This is a genomic window from Mesorhizobium sp. B2-4-19, assembly GCF_006441315.1.
Taxonomy (GTDB): Bacteria; Pseudomonadota; Alphaproteobacteria; order Rhizobiales; family Rhizobiaceae; genus Mesorhizobium.
The window spans coordinates 18641-38574 of the sequence record NZ_VFUV01000001.1 but is presented as its reverse complement, the minus strand read 5'-3'; the positions used below and the strand labels follow the sequence as shown (position 1 = coordinate 38574).

The window sequence follows — 19934 nt, the reverse complement described above, 5'->3', positions numbered from 1 at the left end:
CCGGCGAGCTTCCTTGCCGCGGCGGAAACTGTCACAATTCGGCCCTAATCAAGGAGCGATAGCGCTTGATGAATACCGGCGCTTCGGCCGGTGTTTGCGACGCTTTTGACCGGGGCCGTTTCCGCAACGCAATCGAGGTTTTCTCAAGTCGCATGCCTGCCGAGATCCGCACGGCCCGCGCGTCTGACGTCGATGATCTCGCCGCCATCGAGAAAGCCGTTTTCTCGAGCGATCGCATTTCCCGTCGCTCCTTTCGCCAGTTCATCGAGCGCGAGACGGCCGAGACGCTGGTCGCCGAGCTCGACGGCCGCGTCGCGGGCTACGCGATCGTGCTGTTTCGCAAGGGCAGTGGGGTGGCGCGGCTCTATTCCATAGCCGTCGGCCCATTTTTCGGCGCGCTCGGCATCGGGCGCCAGCTTTTGACCGCGGCGGAGGAGGCGGCCTTCGGGCACGACCGCATGATGCTGCGTCTCGAAGTGCGCGAGGACAACGGCCGCGCCATCCGCATCTACGAGCAGGCCGGCTACCGCAAGATTGGCCGCGAGCCTGGCTATTACGAGGACGGCGCGACCGCGCTTCGTTATGAGAAAACCCTGCGCGGCGACCTTCCGGTCGCCACAAGGGTACCGTTCTACCAGCAGACCTGCGAGTTCACCTGCGGCCCATGCTGCCTGATGATGGCCATGGCCAATTTCGACCGCGACTTCGTGCCCGATCCGGTGATGGAAATCCGCCTCTGGCGCGAGGCCACGACTGTCTTCATGATGTCGGGGCCGGGCGGCTGCGAACCATTCGGCCTGGCTGTCTCGGGTTATGAAAGCGGACTCGCGGCGGAGATCTTCGTTTCCTTCTACGGCGCGCTGTTCCTGCAATCGGTGCGCAGCGAGGATAAGCGCCGCGTGATGGAACTGGCCCAGGTCGACTTTCGCCGCCGCGCGGAACTTTACGGCATCCCGGTGAATTACCGCCCGTTCACCATAGATGACATCAGAATCGCGATCGCCGCGGGAAAACTGGTGCTGGTGCTGATCAGCGGCTTCCTGATGTTCGGCAAGAAGGTGCCGCACTGGGTGCTGGCCATCGGCGACGACGGCGATCATATTCTGATCCATGACCCCTGGGTCGAGGACGAAAGGCAGGAAACCATCCTTGATGCCGCCAACATTCCCGTGCCCTACGGCATCTTCATGAACATGGCGCAGTTCGGCCGCGACGGACTGCGTGCCGCCATCACTCTGGGGAAGCGCGACACACAATGACCTGGGTCATCCTTACCGGCCGGCAGAGCGATCTCGACCAGGTGGCGACACCGCACAAGATCATCACCAATCGCGACTATCTCGCGCATCCGTCGCTATTTCGCGGCCAGCGGCCGAAGGTCATCAACCTGTCGAACAATTACGGCTACCAGAGCCGCGGCTACTATGCCTCGCTGCTGGCGAGTTCGCGCGGCCACAAGGTCATTCCGACCGTCGAGACGATGATCGACCTGTCCGAACGCAAGCTCTACGAACATGCGCTGCCGGAACTGGAACTGGCGCTCAACAAATGCCGCAAGGACCTCGGCGGCGCCTTTCCGGCCAAGGTGTGCATCTTCTTCGGTATCGGCCCGTCGAAAGTCTGGGACCGTTTCGCCAAGCTCCTGTTCGACTGGTTCCGGGCGCCGGCGCTCGAGGTCCACATCAAGGACAGCGCCGAATGGGCCTCGATCCGCAAGATCGGCTTCCATCCGCTGGCGCGCATGACCGAGGATGAGGAAAAAAGCTTCATCCAGTGCCTGGAGACCTACACCAACCGCGAATGGCGCGACACCAAGGGGCGCACGCCGGCGCGCTACACCTTCGCCACGCTGGTCGATCCGCACGAGGAACTGCCGCCGTCGGAAATCTCGTCGCTGCGCTACTGGGCCAAGATCGCCGAAAAGATGGGCGTCGAAATCGAGCCCATCACCAGGAAGGACCTTGCCAAGCTTGCGAACTACGATGCGCTGTTCATCCGCGAGACCACCTCGATCTCCAACCACACCTATCGTTTCGCCCGCCGCGCCCAGCAGGAAGGCATGCCCGTCATCGACGATCCGCTGTCGATGATCCGCTGCACCAACAAAGTCTATCTCAACGAGCTGATGGCCTACAACAAGGTGCCGGTGCCGCCGACCGTGATGATCGCCGGCAGCTCCGACTTCGAACTGGCAGCGCAGACGCTGGGCTTCCCGCTGGTGCTGAAGATCCCGGATTCGTCCTTCTCGCGCGGCGTCAAGAAATGCGAGAATATCGAGGAACTGACACGGCTTGCGACCGAGTGGCTGGAGGATTCCGACCTTCTCATCGCGCAGAAATTCATTCCGACCGAATATGACTGGCGCGTCGGCGTGCTCGGCGGCCAGCCGCTGTTTGCCGTGCACTACCTGATGGCCAAGAAGCACTGGCAGATCGTCAACCACAAGGCCAATGGCAAGCCCGACCAGGGTGGCATCAAGACCTTCACGTTGAAGGAGACGCCGGCCCATGTCGTCGAGACGGCGGTCAAGGCGGCGCGCTGCATCGGCGACGGCCTCTACGGCGTCGACCTCAAGGAGACCAAGGACGGCGTCTTCGTCATCGAGGTCAACGACAACCCAAATCTCGACCATGGCTGGGAGGATTCCGGCGAGAAGGACGAGGTCTGGGTGCGGCTGACGCAGTGGTTCCTGGAGCGGCTCGACCGGCCGGGGCGGTAACGGTCAACCAAGGGGAAGACATGCAGTTCATCGTGATCGAGGATTTCACCGGCTGCGACCGCAAGGATATCTACCGCCGCTTCCGCGATCGGGGCCGCCTGAAGCCGGAGGAGCTTGTTGTGCACAACAGCTGGATCGCCGCGGATATGAGCCGCTGCTTCCTGCTGGTGGAGACGGACGACGTCACGCTGCTGCAGCGCTGGGTGATCGAATGGGCTGATCTGGTCGAGTTCGAGATTGTTCCGGTGGCGACGAACAAGGACATGGTGGCGGCCTTGAGCGGGCACCTCTGACCACGGGAGCCTGACAGATCACCGCAGCGCCGGCGAACCCACAGCACGCCGGCATTCCTCTATAAGCCAATCGCGGAACGCCGCCACGACATCGCGCCTGGCGCTGCGCTCCGGAATGGTCAGGCAATAGGGCTGGCGCAGCGCGATCGCCCCGGCGGCGGGTCGGACCAGCCTGCCGTCCTCCACCGCTTCGGCACAATAGACCCCTTGCGCCAGTGTGACGCCCAGCCCCGAAATGGCAAGGTCGAGGGCGGCGCGCGACGAGTTGGCCGATAGGCCCCGCTGCGCCCGTCCGGGCTGGGCACCTTCAGCCTCGAACCAGTTGCGCCAGGACGGAAACGAGGCGCCCGTCGGTCCCCAGTCGGTGTGGATCAGAGGCAACCCGGCGAGTGGACTGTCGTCCGCCTTGATCACGCTGGCAAGCCCCGGTGCGCAGACCGGATAGACGGCGTCCCGGGTGATGTCCTCGGTCGGGTGCTCGCGATAGTGCGGACCGTAGGAGAGCCTGATGTCGATCAGTTCACGGTCGAACGGCACCGGGTCGTCGTCGCCGCGCAGCGAGATGTCGGCGGCACCGTGGCTTGCGACGAAGCCCGCCAGACGCTGCGAAAGCCAACCCATGGCCATCGAAGGCGGCACCGACACCACCAGGCGCGGGCGGAAAGCGTCGCCGCCCAATTCGCGCGAGACACTGCCGATTTCCTGAAAGGCCATGGTCAGCCGCGGCAGCATCTCCACGCCGGCCTCGGTGAGCACAACCTTGCGGTTGACCCGATGAAACAGCTTGCGCCCCATCTGTTCCTCGACGGTGCGGATAAGCTGGCTGACGGCGGCGGCCGAGACCGAAAGCTCTTCCGCCGCCGCGGCGAAGCTGCCCTTGCGCGCCGCGGCCTCGAAAGCCTGAAGTCCTTTGAGCGATGGAGATGTGACCATGGTCGCCAGATAGATAAGGTGAGCTTATCCAAATCGCAGGAATCGTCGTTTTTGGAAAGCTTTTTCACCAGCTAGAGTGGGTCTTATCAAATCGCCAGCCTGGATCGGAACCGATGGATCATCGCGACATCATCGCGTCACTTACCCCGGAAGAGCGCCGTCGCCTGACCGCCAAGTCCAACGCTGCCGGTCTCGTTCGGCTCGGCGCCCATTGGGGAGCGATTGCGATCATCGGATCGCTGATCGCCGCGAAAGTGCCATTCTGGCCGCTGCTGATGCTGCCGCAAGGCATCCTGATCGTCTTCCTGTTCACGCTGCTGCACGAGACGGTTCATCGCACGGCCTTTAACACCCAATGGCTGAACGATGCCGTAGCGCGCGTATGCAGCCTGGCGCTGGCGCTGCCGGCCGACTGGTTCCGCTATTTCCATTTCGCCCATCACCGCTTCACACAGGATCCCCAAAATGATCCGGAGCTGGCGTTTCCTAAGCCGGAAACGCTAAGGCAGTATCTCGTGCATGTTTCCGGCATCCCGCTGTGGTGGGGTCATTTCAAGACGCTCTACGCCAATGCGGTTGGCGGCAGCCAGGAAAGCTACGTGCCCCCGAAAGGCCGGCCCAAGGTGCGGGCCGAAGCGCGCGCCATGATTGCCTTCTACGCCGTCGTCCTTCTGCTCGCCGCCTATTTCCGGCTCTCCGTGCTTCTCTATGTCTGGATCATTCCCGCTCTGTTGGGGCAGCCGTTTCTGCGCCTCTATCTGCTCGCCGAGCACGGCCGCTGTCCGTTCGTGGCCAACATGCTGGAGAATACGAGAACCACGCTGACCAACTGGATGGTGCGCAAGCTCGCCTGGAATATGCCGTTCCATGCCGAGCATCACGCCTATCCCGGCGTGCCGTTTCATCAACTGCCGCAGTTTCACGCGCTGATCGAGCGGCACCTGAAGGTGGTCGAGCCCGGCTATGTCAGCTTCCACGAGAAATATATCGAAACGCTGAATTGACCGATGCCATCAGCCGGTCTGGCTGCGTAGCGCACGCGCCTTCAACAGACGCTGGATGTCCGCTGCCTTCGAGGGGACACCGATCAGATAGCCTTGCGCCTCGGCACAGCCATTGTCGCGCAGCATGTCGAGTTGCACCTCGGTCTCGACGCCCTCGGCTGTGACGACAATGCCAAGCTCGTTGCCGAGCCCAATGATGGTGCGGACGATCGCCGCCGTATCGCGATTGCCGATATCGCGGATGAAGGAGCGGTCGATCTTGATCTTGTCGACCGGGAAACGCCTGAGATAACCGAGGGAGGAATAGCCGGTGCCGAAATCATCCAGCGCGATGCGGATGCCGAGATCGCGCAACTGCCGCAGCGTCTTCAGCACGGCCTTGCTCTCGTCCATCAGCACGGTTTCGGTGATTTCCAGCTCCAGCTGTCCGGCCGGCACGCCTGAGAAGGCCAGGGCCGAGATGACGCTGCGGGCAAACCCGCCGCTTTTGAGCTGCACCGCCGAGACATTGACCGCGATGCGCAGGCCGGGCGGCCAGCTGGCCGCCGCCGCGCAGGCCTTCCTCAGTGCCCACTCGCCGAGCGGCACGATCAGGCCGGTCTCTTCGGCGACGGGAATGAACGCGTCCGGCGCGACAGTGCTGCGCGCCGGGGAATGCCAGCGCATCAAGGCCTCCGCGCCGATGATCTCGCCGGAGGCGATGTTCATGATGGGCTGGAAATCGAGATCGAACTCATGGCGCGGCAGCGCCGCGTCGAGGTCGACCTCGAGCGCCCGCCGGGCCTGCACGATGGCATCCATCGCGGGCTCGAAGAAGCGATAGAGGTTTCTTCCTTCGCTCTTGGCCCGATAGAGCGCCGTATCGGCGTTTTTCAGCAGCGTATCGGCGTCCTTGCCATCTTCAGGGAAAACGGCAATGCCCAGGCTGATGCCGATATGCATATCCCGGCTCTTGTCGCGAAACGGTTTTGCGATGGCCTCGACGATGCGCTTCGCCAGTTTTTCAGCATCGGCGATGCCCCTCGAGTTGAACTGCATGACGACGAACTCGTCGCCGCCGAAGCGGGCGACGACGTCTGTCTCGTTGCGCAGGCAACGCTGCAGCCTTTCGGCGACGCTTTTCAGGAGCCAGTCGCCGGCGGGATGTCCCCAGGTGTCGTTGATCGCCTTGAAGCGGTCGAGATCGAGCGAGAAGATCGCCAACGGCGGCGCCGCCGCATCCTCCAGCGCCAGGTCGAGCCGTTCGCGGAACATCGAGCGATTGGGCAGTCCGGTCAGCGTGTCGTGATGCGCAAGATGGATCATGCGCTCTTCGGTGCGTCGACGTTCGGTGACGTCGTCGAAGGTCACCACCCAGCCGCCGCCGCTCATCGGCTGGCGCGTGACCAGAATCGTCCTGCCGTCGGTTAGATAGCGATAGGCCTCGTGCATTTTTGCCGCCATCAGGCAGGCTTCGGTCTTGGCGACTTCGCTCTCGACGTCGATCTTCTGGTAGATGCCGAGTTCCAGCAGTTTTTCGAGCGCGTCGCGATGCGTCGTTCCAAGCGGAAAGTCCGCCGCGGTGACGTTGTAGAGCTCCAGAAAACGCCGGTTGCGCACGATCATCTTGCCGTCGGCGTCGTACATCAGCAGGCCTTGCGACATGTTGGCGAGTGCCGCGTCGAAACGGCGATGCTGCTCCTTGAGGTCCTGCTCGGCGCGCCGCTGTTCGGTAATGTCCTCGTAGATCGAGACCCAACCGCCGAGGGCCAGCGGGCGGTGCGAGATGTTGATGATGCGACCGTCCGACAGCGTTTCTTCGTAGGTCGAGGGTTTCGCCTGGTCGATATAGGGTTTGCGAATGGCATAGAGCTCGTCGGCGCTTTGCGAGGCGATGCCGATGTCGACGCTGTGCCGCAGGATGTCGACGAAGCGGATGCCCGGTCGTACCAGCTTGGCGTCGAGGCAGAAGATGTTGATGTAGTTGCCGTTGCAGATGATCAGGCGTTCGTCGGCATCGAACATGCACAAACCATGCGACATGTTCTCGACAGCGGCGGAAAAGCGCTCGTTCTGTTCGCGCAACTCGTCTTCCATGTGGCGAGAGCGCTCCACGCCTTCGGCCGCCCGCTCCGGGACGATCGAACCATCCTTGACATCCACGACGGGCATGATGCGCCCCTGCGGTGCGTGATCGAACACCACACTGTTGCCGTTTCCGGTTAATTTAGCGTTCTCTACCCTACCGCCGATGTCGCAACGGGATGCCGCGACTTTTCAAGCGCCGAAAACCGCTTCAGGAAGGCATCCTGCGCCCAGGTGACCGAGCGTGGTGTGAAATCGAAGCGCTCGGCGGAGAAACCGCGCGGACGGCCGAAGAATTCGGTCGCTTCGGCGGTCGAGAAGCCGGCAAGCAGCGTTGCCTCGAAATAGGCGGCGATCTGGTCGGCGCGCTTGATGTCCCTGCGCACCGCCGCGGCCGGTTCGGGAGGCAGCGAAAAGCGTTGATGGATGGCGCGCTGCAGGCGCAATTCGCAGTCCTTGTAGCTGCCGCCCATCACCGACTTGAACGGCGAGATCATGTCGCCGATGACATATTCAGGCGCATCGTGCAGCAGCGCCGCGAGCCGGTCGGTGGCAGAAGCCTGAGGCACCAGATCGTTGAACAGGGCTTCGACCAGCAGCGAGTGCTGGGCGACCGAAAACGCATGCTCGCCGCTGGTCTGGCCGTTCCAGCGGGCGACGCGGGCAAGCCCATGGGCAATGTCGGAAATCTCGATGTCGAGCGGCGAGGGGTCGAGCAGGTCGAGCCGGCGGCCGGACAGCATGCGCTGCCAGGCGCGCGGCGGCGCCCCGGTGCGGTCCGCCGCCATCAGGCTTCCTCCGCGCTGACGGTTTCCTGCGGAAAACCGAACTTGGCCCAGGTGGGAATGGCCATCGTCACCGGCACATCGCCAGCCAGGATCGGCTGGCCGGCGTCGAGCGCCGCCTTGACCCTGTCGATGCGGGCAATGGCAAGCCCGATGTCGCCGGCGCTCGAGCCGAGCGTGCCGACCGGCCGGCCCTCGACGGTGAGTTCGGTGCCGGAGGCAGGCAAGGCAAGCCCAGCTTGGACGATCAGCACACGTCGCCTGGCGGTGCCGCGGTGCTGCATGCGCGAGACCACTTCCTGGCCGACATAGCAGCCTTTCTTGAAGCCGATGCCGCCGGTCTCGTCGAGCAGCACGTCATGCGGGAAGGCGTCGCCCAACGCATAGTCGGCACCGCTCTCCGCGATGCCATGGGCGATGCGGAAGGCCTGCCATGCAGCGATGTCGCCGGCATCCGCAATGCCGGCATAAGTGCGTGTGACGCTTTCCTTGGCAAAGCGCTTATCGGCAAACGCGGTTGAATCATTTTCTGAGGCGATTGACTCTTTTCCCCACGCAACAGCGACAAGGGACTGTTCCGACTTGGCAATCTCGACCTTGGCGCGAAGCTTGTAGAGCATCAGCCGGCGAATGAAATCATCTGAAATGTCGGTCCGGCATTCCAAGCGGAAGGCGTTTTCGCCGGCACGCGAGATCAGGAAGTCGAACAGGATCTTGCCTTGCGGCGTCAACAACGCGCCCGGCTTGGCTTCGCCGGCGCCGAGCGTATCGAGATCTGTGGTCAGGATGTTTTGTAGAAAGTGCTCGGCATCCGGGCCGGAGACGGAGATGAGTGCGCGGTCTTTCAGCAGGGCAGAGGGCATGGGGAGGATAAAAGCCTGATCTTGCAAAACGGTTGGCCATTACGTAAGCCGCTGACACTCCCCCCGCAAGAGAGCATGGCCATGACCTACGACCTCATCCTGACAGGCGGCACAGTGGTCAACCATGATGGCGAGGGGGCACGTGATATCGGCGTGAAGAATGGACGCATCGCCGCAATAGGCGATCTCCGCCAGGCCTCGGCCGGCGAGACGATCGACTGTCGCGGCCTGCACATCCTGCCGGGCATCATCGACAGCCAGGTGCATTTTCGCGAGCCGGGACTGGAGCACAAGGAAGATCTGGAAACCGGCTCGCGGGCGGCGGTGCTTGGCGGCGTCACCGCGGTGTTCGAGATGCCCAACACCAATCCGTTGACCACCAGCGAGGCAACGCTGGCCGACAAGGTGCGGCGCGGCAGCGGGCGCATGCATTGCGACTTCGCGTTCTGGGTCGGCGGTACCCGCGACAACGCCAGGGATGTCGGCGAGCTCGAGCGGCTGCCGGGCGCCGCGGGCATAAAGGTTTTCATGGGTTCGTCCACCGGCGACCTGCTGGTCGAGGATGATGAGGGCGTCGCCGCGATCCTGCGGAACACCCGCCGCCGTGCCGCCTTTCATTCGGAGGACGAGTTCCGGCTGCGCGAGCGCCTTGGCGAACGCATCGAGGGTGAGCCGTCATCGCATCCGGTCTGGCGCGACGAGATCGCCGCCCTGCGCTGCACCGAACGGCTGGTGCGCATTGCGCGCGACGTTCGCGCCCGCATCCATGTCCTGCACATCTCGACCGCCGAGGAAATCTTGTTCCTCGAACAGCACAAGGACGTCGCGACCTGCGAAGCGACGCCGCACCATCTGACGCTGAGCGCCGACGACTATCTCAGGCTCGGCACGCTGATCCAGATGAACCCGCCGGTGCGTGCCTCCCGCCACCGCGATGGCGTCTGGCACGGCATCGAGCAAGGCATCGTCGACGTGCTCGGCTCCGATCACGCACCGCACACGCTGGCCGAAAAGGCAAAACCCTATCCGGCCTCGCCCTCGGGCATGACCGGTGTGCAGACGCTGGTGCCGATCATGCTCGACCATGTCAACGCAGGCCGGCTGACCTTGCAGCGCTTCGTCGACCTCTCCAGCCACGGCCCGCAGCGCATTTTCGGCATGGCCAGAAAAGGCCGCATCGCCGCCGGCTACGACGCCGACTTCACGGTAGTGGACATGAAGCGGCGCGAGACCATCACCAATGCGCAGGCCGGCTCCAAGGCCGGCTGGACGCCCTATGACGGCAAGGAAGTGACCGGCTGGCCGGTCGGCACTGTCATTCGCGGCCGCCGCGTCATGTGGGACGGCGAAATCGTCACGCCTGGGCAGGGCAGGGCGGTGGAGTTTTCCGAGGCCCTTGTCGTCTGAGCCTCCTTTCCCCCTTTTATCAGGGGCAAGCCCTCAGTCTCCGGCGACGAAAAATGTCCACTGGCCCGCAGGCGTGATGCCGACGCGATAGAAAATATAGGCGCCGAACTGCTTCATGTCGTCGAAATCGCCAGCGGTGACGATCTTGAACAGTTCGACCCGCTGCTTGGCGTCGAGCTTGTCCAGCGGCAGCGCGAAGAAATACGGCCAGACATAGAGTTCCTGCGCTGTTCCGGCGTCGACATGGACATAGCCGGCGCCGAGCACTTCCTCCAGTATGGCCAGGATCTCCTGGCCGTCAGGGTCGCCCGACAGGCCCTTGAGGAAGGCGATGGCGTCGCCGTCGATGTCGGCCAGCGACAGCTGGGTCATGCTGGCGCCCTTGCCGATCAGGGGCCGGAGCTTTTCAATGTCGCCGCTTTTGCAGGCCTCAATGATTAGATCATGCATGCGCCGCACGGGCTCGGGCAGCTTGCTGAGGTCGTAGACGACCTCAGGCAAGGGTGCTTCGGGATCGACACGCGGCCTGTTGGTGCCGCCATCCGCTGGACTGTCGGGCTCCGCCGCGTCCGGAGCGGCCGGCTGTTGGCCGGTCGGAGGCGGCGTTCCCACTGGATCGGGCATGGGAATCACGCCGCCGGGCGACGAAACGTCGTCAACCGCCGACGGTGCGACAGGCGAGGGGAGCTCTTCGCTTTGGATCTCGCTCAGCGCATGGGCAGGGCTGCTTGCCAGGCACGTCACAAAGGCAATCGCGGCACAGCAAGTCGCGAGGTGGATGTAGAGGACCATGCCCTTCGGCCGGCCTGACATCGGAAAATTCACTGCCCGTATCTCCTTGGCTCCCGGGCATGATGCCCAAGCGGCGCTCGATCGTCAAAGAACCGGAAGCCGGTTCAGTGCCGCAGCCGCTCGGGTTCGAAGGCGCCAGCAATCACCTTTTCACGCATGCGGTCGAGCAGGGCAAGGGCCGATGTCTCGCCGTTGGCGCGCAGCATTTCACCAAATGCGGTCTCAAGCGCCGCCTCGGCAATGATCTCGGGCTCGATGCCGGCCGAAAGGCCCTCGGCCCAGGCTTCGCTGTGGCTTTCCACCGCCGTCAGGCGTTTTTCTTCCCTGACCAGCGCGTCGATGTCGTTGACACCATGTTCCATAAGCGATGTCCACCCTTTCAAGCTGCGATCCATCAGTGCGGATCGGGCTTGATCTGTTCCGTTTAAACGCAGCCTTAACTAAGTATCTGTAAATACGACATTTTTTTGATCGTCTTTTACAGCGGACGGCTGTGTTTGGCGAAGCTGCGTTTCAACCCCGATCAAACTTAGCCGATTAGTCCGGCCTGCGGGGTGAAAACCTTCAGTTTGAGTTAATTTCGCATTCTTGCGGTAACGTTTGATTAACGTTGTTGCAGAAGTGCAACATCAGGATTGCACCAAGCCACAGACCGCTACAAGCCGGATTTGTCTGATAGGTCCAGCGACGGCTCGGATATCTGTTGATGGACGCCTAATTGCCGTAGCGCGAGGCGATGTCGCGCGACAGCGTCTCGCCTTCCTTCATGTAACGGCTGATGGCTTCCGTGGCTGAAGCGGTGCACTGCGTATAGGTGCCGCCGAAGGAACGATAGCCGCGATTGAAGCTGGCGATGAAGCGGGCGCGACGCTCCGGATCCGGATTTTCCGATTCGAGCAGTTTTTCCATTTGGCCACGCCATTGGTCGCCCTTCTCGCCGCACAGGTTGCGCAGGAAATGCAGCGACCCCAGCACCTCCGCCAGCCGCATCAGTCCCGGCTCGAACGGCGACTCGGCACCGAACGCCGGCCGCACGGCCACGGCCGTACCGACGGCAAGGCACAAAGCGACAAGAAAAGCAGCACGGCTCATAAGTCTATGTGGCCAAACAATTTGTCGCCTGCAAGGCGTTTCCGGCGCGGCGGTTGGGGAATTCAGCGACTTTCAGGTCGGCCAAGCAAATCTTCCGCCACCGCGAACACCGAGCCGGCAAGCGGCAGCGCCGCCATCTCGCGGAGCGTGTAGAAGGCTGCTGTCTCGGCATCATCACTGGCCACGGCCTCGCCGCCGGCATAAGCGGCACCGAAGACCGTGAGTCGGTAATCGACCGGGTGGGAATCTTCCCTGCCGTCGATATGGATTTCCCGAAGCGGGCGCAAACCGGTGGCACGCAGGCCGGTCTCTTCCAGCAACTCGCGCCTGACAGCATCCTCCAGCGTCTCGCCGGCCTCGACCTTGCCGCCAGGAAAGGCATAGAGACCCTGTGAAGGTTGCCGCGCCCGCTTGACCAACAGCACGGTGTCGCCGCGCACCACGGCTACCGAGACTGCCGGCAGTATCTTTCGTGTATCGTTCATGGCTCCCAACCGTTCGGCCGCCGCAACCCGCTGTGGACGGCCGCCGCCGGACAGCTTTAGCGGTTGCAGTGCGGTTGTTCCATCGCCACTTTCTGGCGGAACCATTCGAAGGCAGGAGCAATCGATCATGTGCGGACGTTTCGCCTTGACCGCCACACCGGATCAGACAGCTGCCTTTCTCGGCCTGCCCGAACTGGAGGAGTTCCCGGCGCGCTACAACATCGCGCCGACGCAACCGGTGCTGATGGCGACCGCCGGTGCGCCGCGGGCGCCGGGTTCCAATTTGCCGGATCGGCAACCGATGCTGGTGCGCTGGGGGCTCATTCCCACCTGGGTCAAGGACACAAGGGAGTTTCCGCTGCTGTTCAACGCGCGCTCGGAAGGCGCAATCGAAAAGGCCTCGTTCAAGGCCGCCATGCGCCATCGCCGCGCGCTGGTGCCGGCGTCAGGCTTCTACGAATGGCGGCAGAGCGGGGGCAAGAAGGGGCAACCCTACTGGATCCGGCCCAGGCATGGCGGCCTGGTCGCCTTTGCCGGCCTGATCGAGACCTATGCCGAGCCCGGCGGTTCGGAAATGGACACCGGCGCCATCCTGACAGTCAACGCCAATGCCGCCATAGCCCACATCCACGATCGGATGCCGGTGGTCATCGATCCCGGGGATTTCGCCCGCTGGCTGGATTGCCGCACGTTGGAGCCGCGCGATGTCGCCGACCTGCTGCGCCCGGCGCAACCCGATTTCTTCGAGGCGGTTCCCGTCTCCGACCTTGTCAACAAGGTCGCCAACACTGGCCCGGAGATTCAGCAGAGGGGCGAGGTCGGGCCGGAGCCCGAGAAGACCAGGCGCCAGAAGCCCGGCGCGGACGACAGTCAGATGACGTTGTTCTAGCTGAAGTTTCTGTCTGGAGCCTTATACGCCTCATGCCCGGCGCCGGCCGCACTCTGCTTCAGGCAGCGCGGGGCGATACGATCTTCGGCGCCGGCTTCTTTTTCTTCGCGGTGTGAAGAAGGGCGGCGACGATCGCGGCCGGGCCGATGGCGCGATAGTGGCTGGCCAGCGCCGGTTGCTTGGCGCGGGTGGCTTCCTGCTTGCTTCGAGGCATGTTTCTCTTCCCAGGTAACGTTTTCGTGTTCGCGTTTGACTGTCGAATCCGACCAAATCGTGACGTTTGGTGATCTAGCCGGCGAATGTTTCATGACTGTGCCGACATGTTTAATAAAATGTTTCACTGCCTGATTCCGCGTGATCGAGCGACGCGTTTGCCAATCGTTACGGCGTTTTTCTCGGTAGCAGCGACTTGACGGCAACACTGACCAAGGCGATAAAGCCGCCCATGAAAACGTCTTTCGCCATTTGTGGCATTTGCATTATTGGCTAGCCTCGCGCTGGTCCGGACGTTTTCGCCTCATCTTTCCCCAGAGTGGACAAACGCCCCGGCCAGCAGGCTGGAGTCTGACTTGCGCCTCGGCGCGGGCTGGCTCCATCCAGATAAAAAGTTCTGAACCGGGAAGGGATGGAATGTCCGACGCATCGCAGGGCCTGCGCCTCTACAACACGCTGACGCGTGCGAAAGAGAATTTCGTTCCGATCGATGCGCTCAATGTGCGCATGTATGTCTGCGGCCCGACCGTCTACGACTTCGCCCATATCGGCAATGCCAGGCCGGTCATCGTCTTCGACGTGCTGTTTCGCCTGCTGCGCCATCTCTACGGGCAGGCGCATGTCACCTATGTGCGCAACATCACCGACGTCGACGACAAGATCAACGCGCGTGCGCTGCGCGATTTCGGCAGCGAGATATCGGCCGGAAAGCTGTCGCTCAACGAAGCGATCCGACGGGTGACCGAAAAGACCGCCGACCAATTCCACAGGGATGTCGCCACGCTGGGCTGCCTTGAGCCGACGGTCGAGCCGCGCGCCACCGAATTCGTCGAGCCCCGCGCCGACGGCAAGGCCGACATGATCACCTTGATTCAAAGCCTGATCAAACGCGGCCATGCCTATGTCGCGGCAGGCGAAGTTCTGTTCGACACGGCGTCGATGCCGGACTACGGCCAATTGTCGAAGCGCAATCTCGACGAACAGCAGGCCGGCGCCCGCGTCGCCGTTGATGCGCACAAGAAGAACCCTGGCGATTTCGTGCTGTGGAAGCTGTCATCGCCGGAAGAGCCGGGCTGGCAGAGCCCGTGGGGCAGGGGCCGGCCGGGCTGGCACATCGAATGCTCGGCGATGTCGGCGGCCTATCTCGGCGAGGTGTTCGACATCCATGGCGGCGGCCTCGATCTCATCTTCCCGCATCATGAGAACGAGATCGCCCAGTCGCGCTGCGCCCACGGCACATCAGTCATGGCCAATGTCTGGATGCACAATGGCTTCCTGCAGGTCGAGGGGCAGAAGATGTCGAAAAGCCTCGGCAATTTCTACTCGATCCACGAACTGCTGGAGACCGAGACCTTCGGCGGCCGCAACTGGCCGGGCGAGGTGCTGCGGCTGGCGATGCTGATGACGCACTACCGCGAGCCGATCGACTTTTCCGTGCGCAAGCTCGAGGAGGCGGAGAACACGCTGCGCAAGTGGAAACGCGCGGCGGATCTGGCGCCTGCGGCAGGGCGGTTGCCGGTGGAGGTCATCAATGCCTTGTCGGACGACCTCGCCACCTATGCCGCCTTCCAGGTGCTGACGCAGTTGGCCAGCGAGGCAGCGGAAGGCAACGAAGCCGCCGCCGCGCTGAAGGCGTCACTGCTGTTCCTCGGCTTCGATGTTGCCTCGGCAAAGGTCGACGAAGACAAGATCGCCAAGGCAATCGCCAATCGCCTCGCTCTCATCGCCGCCAAGAACTGGGCCGAAGCCGACCGCATCCGCGACGAGCTTTTGGCGCAAGGTGTACAGCTGAAGGACGGCAAGGATCCGGCCACCGGCGAACGTGTGACGACGTGGGAGGTCAAGCGGTGAGGGTAGCGCCAAGCACCCCCCTCTGCCCTGCCGGGCATCTCCCCCTCAAGGGGGGAGATTGGACGTCATTTCCGCTTTCGCCAATCGCGGACGTCGATGATTGGACGCCGTCGGCGAAGCTGCCGATCTCCCCCCTTGAGGGGGAGATGTCCGGCAGGACAGAGGGGGGCGCCTCGCAATGACCCATCATCACGTATCTCCCGTCAATCGCGGCAATGCGCGCAAGATGCGCAAGGCTATGACCGACGCCGAGCTGAAGCTTTGGAATGAGATACGCGCGCACAGATTGATGGAACTGGCGTTTCGACGTCAAATGCCGATAGCTGGCTACATCGTCGATTTTGCTTGCCCCAACAAAAAGCTGATCGTCGAGCTGGATGGCTCCCAACACGCTTCTCATGAGATTTCGGCGTCCGACGCCGCGCGAACAGCCAAGCTTGAGGCTCTGGGCTGGACTATCCTGCGTTTCTGGAACGACGACGTCATTCGCGATATCGACAATGTCTGCCAGCACATCGTGATCGAGGCCGGTTTGGCCGGTACCGAAGTGCCAGCACTTGAACCAGCAAGGGAGGCATTTCCATGATCGACCATCTCGGCATCGACGTTGCAGATTTCGACGCTTCGAAGGCTTTCTACGACAAGGCGATGGCGCCGCTTGGTGCTTCCCTGCTCTATATGGTGCCGCTGGAATACACCGGCGGCGAAAAGGTCGGAGGCTATGGCCGTGATCGGCCGGTGTTCTGGCTGCAGGAAGGCAAGCAGGGGCAAAAGGCCCATCAGCATGTCGCCTTCACCGCGCGCAGCCGCGCCGAGGTCGATGCCTTCCATGCCGCGGCCCTTGCCGCCGGCGGCAAGGACAATGGCGCGCCGGGCCTGCGCCCGCACTATCATCCGAACTATTATGGCGCCTTCGTCTTCGATCCCGACGGCAACAATGTCGAGGCCGTCTGCCATGATCCGGAGTGAGCCATGAGCCTTGACAACCGGCCGGTCTACACAGGCGGCTGCCAATGCGGGGCAGTGCGCTTCCGCGTCGAAGGCGCGCTTGGCGACGCCTCGATCTGCCACTGCCGGATGTGCCAGAAGGCGAGCGGCAATTTCTACCTTCCGTTGGTCTCGGTGCGCGGCGCCAGGGTTGACTGGACACGCGGCGAGCCCAAGCGCTTCCGCTCCTCCAATGCCGCCTGGCGCGGCTTCTGCGCCGAATGCGGCACCCCGCTGACCTTCGAGGCGCCCGACGGCATGGCGCTGGCGATCGCCGCCTTCGACGATCCGGCTGGTATCGCACCGACCATCCAGTGGGGTACGGAGGCAAAACTGCCTTATGTCGACACTATTCCACAACTGCCGGGCGAGGACACGATGGCGGACATGGGTTCGGCTCCCTATCTCGCCGAGCTTGTGTCCTACCAGCATCCCGATCACGACACCGACCAATGGCCGCCGGAGGAAAGACCATGACCGAAACTATCCGAACCGGCGGTTGCCAGTGCGGCGCCGTGCGCTTCCGCATCAAGGGCGCGCTCGGGCGCCCGTCCATCTGCCATTGCCGCATGTGCCAGAAACAGTTCGGCTCGTTCTTCGGTGCGCTGGTGACGGCACCCAGGGACGGTGTCGAATGGACGCGTGAGGAACCAAGCTATTTCCAGTCTTCGGTCAACATCGATCGTGGTTTTTGCGCCCGCTGCGGCACACCGTTGACCTACCGCCAGCCCGGCGGGCTCGAGATCGCGATCGGCGCCTTCGACGACCGCTCGGATCTGGCGCCGCAAATTCAGGTCAACTATGCGGCGAGGCTGCCCTGGGTGGAAAAGATCTTCGAGGCGCCGGTCCATGACGATCCCGACTTTTATGCAAGGCAGGAGCAGATCATCTCCTTCCAGCACCCCGATCACGAAACGGCCAACTGGCCGCAACAGGGCCTGAAACTATGAGCTTGCGTACCCTCTACCCGGAGATCGAACCGTTCGACAGCGGCATGCTCGATGTCGGCGATGGCCATCAGGTCTACTGGGAGCGTTCCGGCACTAAAGGCGCAAAGCCGGCCGTGTTCCTGCATGGCGGGCCGGGCGGCACTATCTCGCCCAAACACCGGCGGCTGTTCGACCCAAAACTCTACGACGTCATCCTGTTCGATCAGCGCGGCTGCGGAAAATCGACGCCGAACGCCTCGCTGGAGGCCAACACGACCTGGCATCTCGTCGCCGACATCGAGCGCCTGCGCGAAATGGCCGGCTTCGACGCATGGCTGGTGTTCGGCGGCTCCTGGGGATCGACGCTGGCGCTCGCCTATGCCGAGACGCACCCTGATCGCGTCAGCGAGCTGGTTGTGCGCGGCATCTACACGCTGACCCGCGCCGAACTCGAATGGTACTATCAGTTCGGCGTCTCCGAGATGTTTCCCGACAAGTGGGAGCGTTTCGTGGCGCCGATCTCCGAGGCCGAGCGCGGTGACATGATGGCCGCCTACCGCAAGCGCCTGGTCGGCTCGGACCGCAAGGCGCAGCTGGAAGCAGCCCGCGCGTGGAGCCTGTGGGAAGGCGAAACCATCACGCTGCTGCCGGAACCGGAAACCAGCGACAAGTTTGGCGAGGACGACTATGCCGTCGCTTTCGCTCGTATCGAGAACCATTATTTCGTCCATGCCGGCTGGCTCGACGAGGGGCAGCTTCTGCGCGATGCCTGGAAGCTCAAGGATATCCCCGGCACCATCGTCCATGGCCGCTACGACATGCCGTGTCCGGCACGCTATGCCTGGGCGCTGCACAAGGCCTGGCCGAAGGCCGATTTCCATCTGATCGAGGGCGCCGGCCATGCGTATTCGGAGCCCGGCATCCTTGACCGGCTGATCCGCGCGACGGACAAATTTGCAGGCAAATGACCATGACCCGCAAGCGCCTCTATCTCTTCGACACCACATTGCGCGATGGCCAGCAGACGCCGGGCATCGACTTTTCCGTCGAGGACAAGATCGCGATTGCAAAACTGCTCGACGATTTCGGCATGGACTACGTCGAGGGCGGCTATCCCGGCGCCAATCCGACCGACACGGCCTTCTTCCGGCAGAAACGTACGGCACGCGCCAAATTCGTCGCCTTCGGCATGACCAAGCGGGCAGGGGTCTCGGCCTCGAATGATCCCGGCCTTGCGGCGCTTGTGCAGTCGAAATCCGACGCCATCTGCTTCGTCGCCAAGAGCTGGGACTATCATGTCCGCGTCGCGCTCGGCTGCACCAATGAAGAGAATCTGGAGTCGATCAAGACTTCGGTAGAAACCGCTGTCGCCTCGGGCAAGGAGGCGATGGTCGATTGCGAGCACTTTTTCGACGGCTTCAAGGCCAATCCGGACTATGCGCTGGCCTGCGCCAGGACGGCATACGACGCCGGCGCACGCTGGGTGGTGTTGTGCGACACCAATGGCGGCACGCAGCCTTCGGAAGTGCGCGCCATCGTCGCCAAGGTCATCGCATCAGGCATTCCCGGAGATCATCTGGGTATCCACGCCCATGACGACACGGGCCAGGCGGTTGCGAATTCCCTGGCCGCGGTCGAGGCCGGCGTGCGGCAGATCCAGGGCACGCTGAACGGCATTGGCGAGCGCTGCGGCAACGCCAACCTGATCTCGATCGTGCCGACACTGGCGCTGAAGCCGGCATTCGCGGATCGCTTCGAGACCGGCATTTCGGCGGACGCGCTGACCGGCATTTCGCGTCTGTCGCGCGCATTCGATGAATTGCTGAACCGCGCGCCGGAAGTGCAGGCGCCCTACGTCGGCGCCTCGGCTTTCGCCACCAAGGCCGGCATCCATGCCTCCGCACTGGCCAAGGAGCCGGCGACCTATGAGCATGTGCCGCCGGAATCCGTCGGCAACCGCCGTCGCGTCATGGTCTCGGACCAGGGCGGCAAGGCCAATTTCCTCGCCGAGCTGAAGCGGCGCGGCATCGAGGTGCCCAGGGACGATCACCGGCTCGATGCGCTGATCGCGGTCGTCAAGGAGCGCGAGGCCGAGGGCTATGCCTATGAGGGCGCCGATGCGTCCTTCGAGCTGCTCGCCCGCAAGATGCTGCACGGCTTGCCGGAATTCTTCAACGTCACCTCGTTCCGCTGCATGGTCGAGCGCCGCTTCGACGCCAATGGCCAGCTGAAGACGGTGTCCGAAGCGATCGTGAAAGTGCTCGTCGACGGCGAGGAAAAAATGTCGGTGGCGGAAGGGCACGGCCCGGTCAACGCGCTCGACATCGCGCTGCGCAAGGATCTCGGCAAATACCAGAGCGAGATCGTCGACCTCGAGCTCGCCGACTTCAAGGTGCGTATCCTCAATGGCGGCACCGAGGCCATCACCCGCGTCCTGATCGAATCGCATGACGGCACCGGCGCGCGCTGGTGGACGGTCGGGGTTTCCGAAAACATCATCGACGCCTCGTTCCAGGCGCTGATGGATTCGATCATCTACAAGCTGATGAAGAACCGTGAGATGGCCGGGCTTGTTGCCGCCGAATAAGGTTGAACCATCAGCGAAAGTCCATTGATCCATCAGAACTT

General features: G+C 63.0%; 22 protein-coding genes. 13 read left to right on the top strand and 9 right to left on the bottom strand.

What is annotated here, in order from left to right:
* Nucleotides 1–152: 152 nt before the first annotated feature.
* From FJ546_RS00210 to FJ546_RS00200, 3 genes are read left to right on the top strand one after another with little or no spacing between them, the layout of a single operon-like run.
* On the top strand, nucleotides 153–1259 hold the full coding sequence (locus FJ546_RS00210) for a peptidase C39 family protein (RefSeq protein WP_140887179.1): 1107 nt from the start codon (nucleotides 153–155) through the stop codon (nucleotides 1257–1259).
* Complete coding sequence (locus FJ546_RS00205) at nucleotides 1256–2719, top strand: RimK family protein (protein ID WP_140887178.1); 1464 nt, start codon at nucleotides 1256–1258, stop codon at nucleotides 2717–2719. The genes FJ546_RS00210 and FJ546_RS00205 overlap by 4 nt, the downstream gene beginning before the upstream one ends.
* A gap of 20 nt (nucleotides 2720–2739) precedes the next feature.
* Nucleotides 2740–3012, top strand: coding sequence for a DUF3303 family protein (locus tag FJ546_RS00200; RefSeq protein ID WP_140887176.1), 273 nt, complete (start codon nucleotides 2740–2742; stop codon nucleotides 3010–3012).
* A gap of 18 nt (nucleotides 3013–3030) precedes the next feature.
* Here FJ546_RS00200 and FJ546_RS00195 read toward each other — a convergent pair whose 3' ends face one another.
* A complete protein-coding gene (locus FJ546_RS00195) occupies nucleotides 3031–3945 on the bottom strand; it encodes a LysR substrate-binding domain-containing protein (protein ID WP_140887175.1) in 915 nt (304 codons plus the stop codon).
* 113 nt (nucleotides 3946–4058) lie between these two features.
* Here FJ546_RS00195 and FJ546_RS00190 point away from each other — a divergent pair, with 113 nt between their 5' ends.
* Nucleotides 4059–4949 carry a fatty acid desaturase family protein gene (locus FJ546_RS00190; protein WP_140887173.1) on the top strand — a complete coding sequence of 297 codons (891 nt, stop codon included), beginning with the start codon at nucleotides 4059–4061 and terminating at the stop codon, nucleotides 4947–4949.
* A 9-nt stretch (nucleotides 4950–4958) separates the two neighbouring features.
* Here FJ546_RS00190 and FJ546_RS00185 read toward each other — a convergent pair whose 3' ends face one another.
* The 3 genes from FJ546_RS00185 to FJ546_RS00175 all read right to left on the bottom strand — a co-directional run bounded on the left by FJ546_RS00185 (nucleotide 4959) and on the right by FJ546_RS00175 (nucleotide 8661).
* Nucleotides 4959–7100, bottom strand: a complete 2142-nt coding sequence (locus tag FJ546_RS00185; protein ID WP_140887172.1) for an EAL domain-containing protein — start codon at nucleotides 7098–7100, stop codon at nucleotides 4959–4961.
* 65 nt (nucleotides 7101–7165) lie between these two features.
* Nucleotides 7166–7801, bottom strand: coding sequence for an HD family hydrolase (locus tag FJ546_RS00180; protein WP_140887170.1), 636 nt, complete (start codon nucleotides 7799–7801; stop codon nucleotides 7166–7168).
* Complete coding sequence (locus tag FJ546_RS00175; RefSeq protein ID WP_140887169.1) at nucleotides 7801–8661, bottom strand: folate-binding protein YgfZ; 861 nt, start codon at nucleotides 8659–8661, stop codon at nucleotides 7801–7803. The genes FJ546_RS00180 and FJ546_RS00175 overlap by 1 nt, the downstream gene beginning before the upstream one ends.
* A gap of 75 nt (nucleotides 8662–8736) precedes the next feature.
* On the opposite strand from FJ546_RS00175, the gene FJ546_RS00170 reads away from it, so the two are divergent.
* Complete coding sequence (locus FJ546_RS00170; protein WP_181167760.1) at nucleotides 8737–10068, top strand: dihydroorotase; 1332 nt, start codon at nucleotides 8737–8739, stop codon at nucleotides 10066–10068.
* Nucleotides 10069–10101: 33 nt separating this feature from the next.
* On the opposite strand, the gene FJ546_RS00165 is transcribed toward FJ546_RS00170, so the two are convergent.
* From FJ546_RS00165 to FJ546_RS00150, 4 genes are all read right to left on the bottom strand, one after another.
* Nucleotides 10102–10893 carry a hypothetical protein gene (locus FJ546_RS00165; protein WP_181167759.1) on the bottom strand — a complete coding sequence of 264 codons (792 nt, stop codon included), beginning with the start codon at nucleotides 10891–10893 and terminating at the stop codon, nucleotides 10102–10104.
* Between the two features lie 71 nt (nucleotides 10894–10964).
* A complete protein-coding gene (locus tag FJ546_RS00160; RefSeq protein ID WP_008874920.1) occupies nucleotides 10965–11222 on the bottom strand; it encodes a hypothetical protein in 258 nt (85 codons plus the stop codon).
* Between the two features lie 352 nt (nucleotides 11223–11574).
* Nucleotides 11575–11952: a TIGR02301 family protein gene (locus FJ546_RS00155; RefSeq protein ID WP_140887165.1), complete on the bottom strand. Its 378-nt coding sequence runs from the start codon at nucleotides 11950–11952 to the stop codon at nucleotides 11575–11577.
* Between the two features lie 62 nt (nucleotides 11953–12014).
* On the bottom strand, nucleotides 12015–12437 hold the full coding sequence (locus tag FJ546_RS00150) for an NUDIX hydrolase (protein ID WP_140887164.1): 423 nt from the start codon (nucleotides 12435–12437) through the stop codon (nucleotides 12015–12017).
* A gap of 127 nt (nucleotides 12438–12564) precedes the next feature.
* On the opposite strand from FJ546_RS00150, the gene FJ546_RS00145 reads away from it, so the two are divergent.
* Nucleotides 12565–13326 carry an SOS response-associated peptidase gene (locus tag FJ546_RS00145; RefSeq protein WP_140887162.1) on the top strand — a complete coding sequence of 254 codons (762 nt, stop codon included), beginning with the start codon at nucleotides 12565–12567 and terminating at the stop codon, nucleotides 13324–13326.
* Between the two features lie 58 nt (nucleotides 13327–13384).
* Here the strand turns inward: FJ546_RS00145 and FJ546_RS00140 are convergent, their stop codons facing one another.
* A complete protein-coding gene (locus tag FJ546_RS00140) occupies nucleotides 13385–13540 on the bottom strand; it encodes a hypothetical protein (RefSeq protein WP_095203266.1) in 156 nt (51 codons plus the stop codon).
* 416 nt (nucleotides 13541–13956) lie between these two features.
* On the opposite strand from FJ546_RS00140, the gene cysS reads away from it, so the two are divergent.
* From cysS to cimA, 7 genes are all read left to right on the top strand, one after another.
* Nucleotides 13957–15390 (top strand): cysteine--tRNA ligase, encoded by a 1434-nt coding sequence (gene cysS / locus FJ546_RS00135; RefSeq protein ID WP_140887160.1) that lies wholly within the window; start codon nucleotides 13957–13959, stop codon nucleotides 15388–15390.
* A gap of 178 nt (nucleotides 15391–15568) precedes the next feature.
* Entirely contained in the window at nucleotides 15569–15976 is a 408-nt protein-coding gene (locus FJ546_RS00125; RefSeq protein WP_140887156.1) for a DUF559 domain-containing protein, read from the top strand.
* A complete protein-coding gene (locus tag FJ546_RS00120) occupies nucleotides 15973–16359 on the top strand; it encodes a VOC family protein (protein WP_095770709.1) in 387 nt (128 codons plus the stop codon). The genes FJ546_RS00125 and FJ546_RS00120 overlap by 4 nt, the downstream gene beginning before the upstream one ends.
* A gap of 3 nt (nucleotides 16360–16362) precedes the next feature.
* Complete coding sequence (locus FJ546_RS00115; RefSeq protein ID WP_140887155.1) at nucleotides 16363–16854, top strand: GFA family protein; 492 nt, start codon at nucleotides 16363–16365, stop codon at nucleotides 16852–16854.
* Nucleotides 16851–17327, top strand: a complete 477-nt coding sequence (locus FJ546_RS00110) for a GFA family protein (protein ID WP_140887153.1) — start codon at nucleotides 16851–16853, stop codon at nucleotides 17325–17327. The genes FJ546_RS00115 and FJ546_RS00110 overlap by 4 nt, the downstream gene beginning before the upstream one ends.
* On the top strand, nucleotides 17324–18274 hold the full coding sequence (pip, locus tag FJ546_RS00105) for a prolyl aminopeptidase (RefSeq protein WP_140887152.1): 951 nt from the start codon (nucleotides 17324–17326) through the stop codon (nucleotides 18272–18274). The genes FJ546_RS00110 and pip overlap by 4 nt, the downstream gene beginning before the upstream one ends.
* Nucleotides 18271–19893: a citramalate synthase gene (gene cimA, locus FJ546_RS00100; protein ID WP_181167758.1), complete on the top strand. Its 1623-nt coding sequence runs from the start codon at nucleotides 18271–18273 to the stop codon at nucleotides 19891–19893. Before pip ends, cimA begins: the two co-directional genes overlap by 4 nt.
* The last annotated feature ends 41 nt before the right edge of the window (nucleotides 19894–19934 follow it).

What these genes read in the sequence shown, in the direction of transcription:
- FJ546_RS00210 (WP_140887179.1), top strand. Translation starts at nt 153, where the DNA reads ATGCCTGCCGAGATCCGCACGGCCCGCGCGTCTGACGTCGATGATCTC.
- FJ546_RS00205 (WP_140887178.1), top strand. Translation starts at nt 1,256, where the DNA reads ATGACCTGGGTCATCCTTACCGGCCGGCAGAGCGATCTCGACCAGGTG.
- FJ546_RS00200 (WP_140887176.1), top strand. Translation starts at nt 2,740, where the DNA reads ATGCAGTTCATCGTGATCGAGGATTTCACCGGCTGCGACCGCAAGGAT.
- FJ546_RS00195 (WP_140887175.1), bottom strand. Translation starts at nt 3,945, where the DNA reads ATGGTCACATCTCCATCGCTCAAAGGACTTCAGGCTTTCGAGGCCGCG.
- FJ546_RS00190 (WP_140887173.1), top strand. Translation starts at nt 4,059, where the DNA reads ATGGATCATCGCGACATCATCGCGTCACTTACCCCGGAAGAGCGCCGT.
- FJ546_RS00185 (WP_140887172.1), bottom strand. Translation starts at nt 7,100, where the DNA reads ATGCCCGTCGTGGATGTCAAGGATGGTTCGATCGTCCCGGAGCGGGCG.
- FJ546_RS00180 (WP_140887170.1), bottom strand. Translation starts at nt 7,801, where the DNA reads ATGGCGGCGGACCGCACCGGGGCGCCGCCGCGCGCCTGGCAGCGCATG.
- FJ546_RS00175 (WP_140887169.1), bottom strand. Translation starts at nt 8,661, where the DNA reads ATGCCCTCTGCCCTGCTGAAAGACCGCGCACTCATCTCCGTCTCCGGC.
- FJ546_RS00170 (WP_181167760.1), top strand. Translation starts at nt 8,737, where the DNA reads ATGGCCATGACCTACGACCTCATCCTGACAGGCGGCACAGTGGTCAAC.
- FJ546_RS00160 (WP_008874920.1), bottom strand. Translation starts at nt 11,222, where the DNA reads ATGGAACATGGTGTCAACGACATCGACGCGCTGGTCAGGGAAGAAAAA.
- FJ546_RS00155 (WP_140887165.1), bottom strand. Translation starts at nt 11,952, where the DNA reads ATGAGCCGTGCTGCTTTTCTTGTCGCTTTGTGCCTTGCCGTCGGTACG.
- FJ546_RS00150 (WP_140887164.1), bottom strand. Translation starts at nt 12,437, where the DNA reads ATGAACGATACACGAAAGATACTGCCGGCAGTCTCGGTAGCCGTGGTG.
- FJ546_RS00145 (WP_140887162.1), top strand. Translation starts at nt 12,565, where the DNA reads ATGTGCGGACGTTTCGCCTTGACCGCCACACCGGATCAGACAGCTGCC.
- FJ546_RS00140 (WP_095203266.1), bottom strand. Translation starts at nt 13,540, where the DNA reads ATGCCTCGAAGCAAGCAGGAAGCCACCCGCGCCAAGCAACCGGCGCTG.
- cysS (WP_140887160.1), top strand. Translation starts at nt 13,957, where the DNA reads ATGTCCGACGCATCGCAGGGCCTGCGCCTCTACAACACGCTGACGCGT.
- FJ546_RS00125 (WP_140887156.1), top strand. Translation starts at nt 15,569, where the DNA reads ATGACCCATCATCACGTATCTCCCGTCAATCGCGGCAATGCGCGCAAG.
- FJ546_RS00120 (WP_095770709.1), top strand. Translation starts at nt 15,973, where the DNA reads ATGATCGACCATCTCGGCATCGACGTTGCAGATTTCGACGCTTCGAAG.
- FJ546_RS00115 (WP_140887155.1), top strand. Translation starts at nt 16,363, where the DNA reads ATGAGCCTTGACAACCGGCCGGTCTACACAGGCGGCTGCCAATGCGGG.
- FJ546_RS00110 (WP_140887153.1), top strand. Translation starts at nt 16,851, where the DNA reads ATGACCGAAACTATCCGAACCGGCGGTTGCCAGTGCGGCGCCGTGCGC.
- pip (WP_140887152.1), top strand. Translation starts at nt 17,324, where the DNA reads ATGAGCTTGCGTACCCTCTACCCGGAGATCGAACCGTTCGACAGCGGC.
- cimA (WP_181167758.1), top strand. Translation starts at nt 18,271, where the DNA reads ATGACCATGACCCGCAAGCGCCTCTATCTCTTCGACACCACATTGCGC.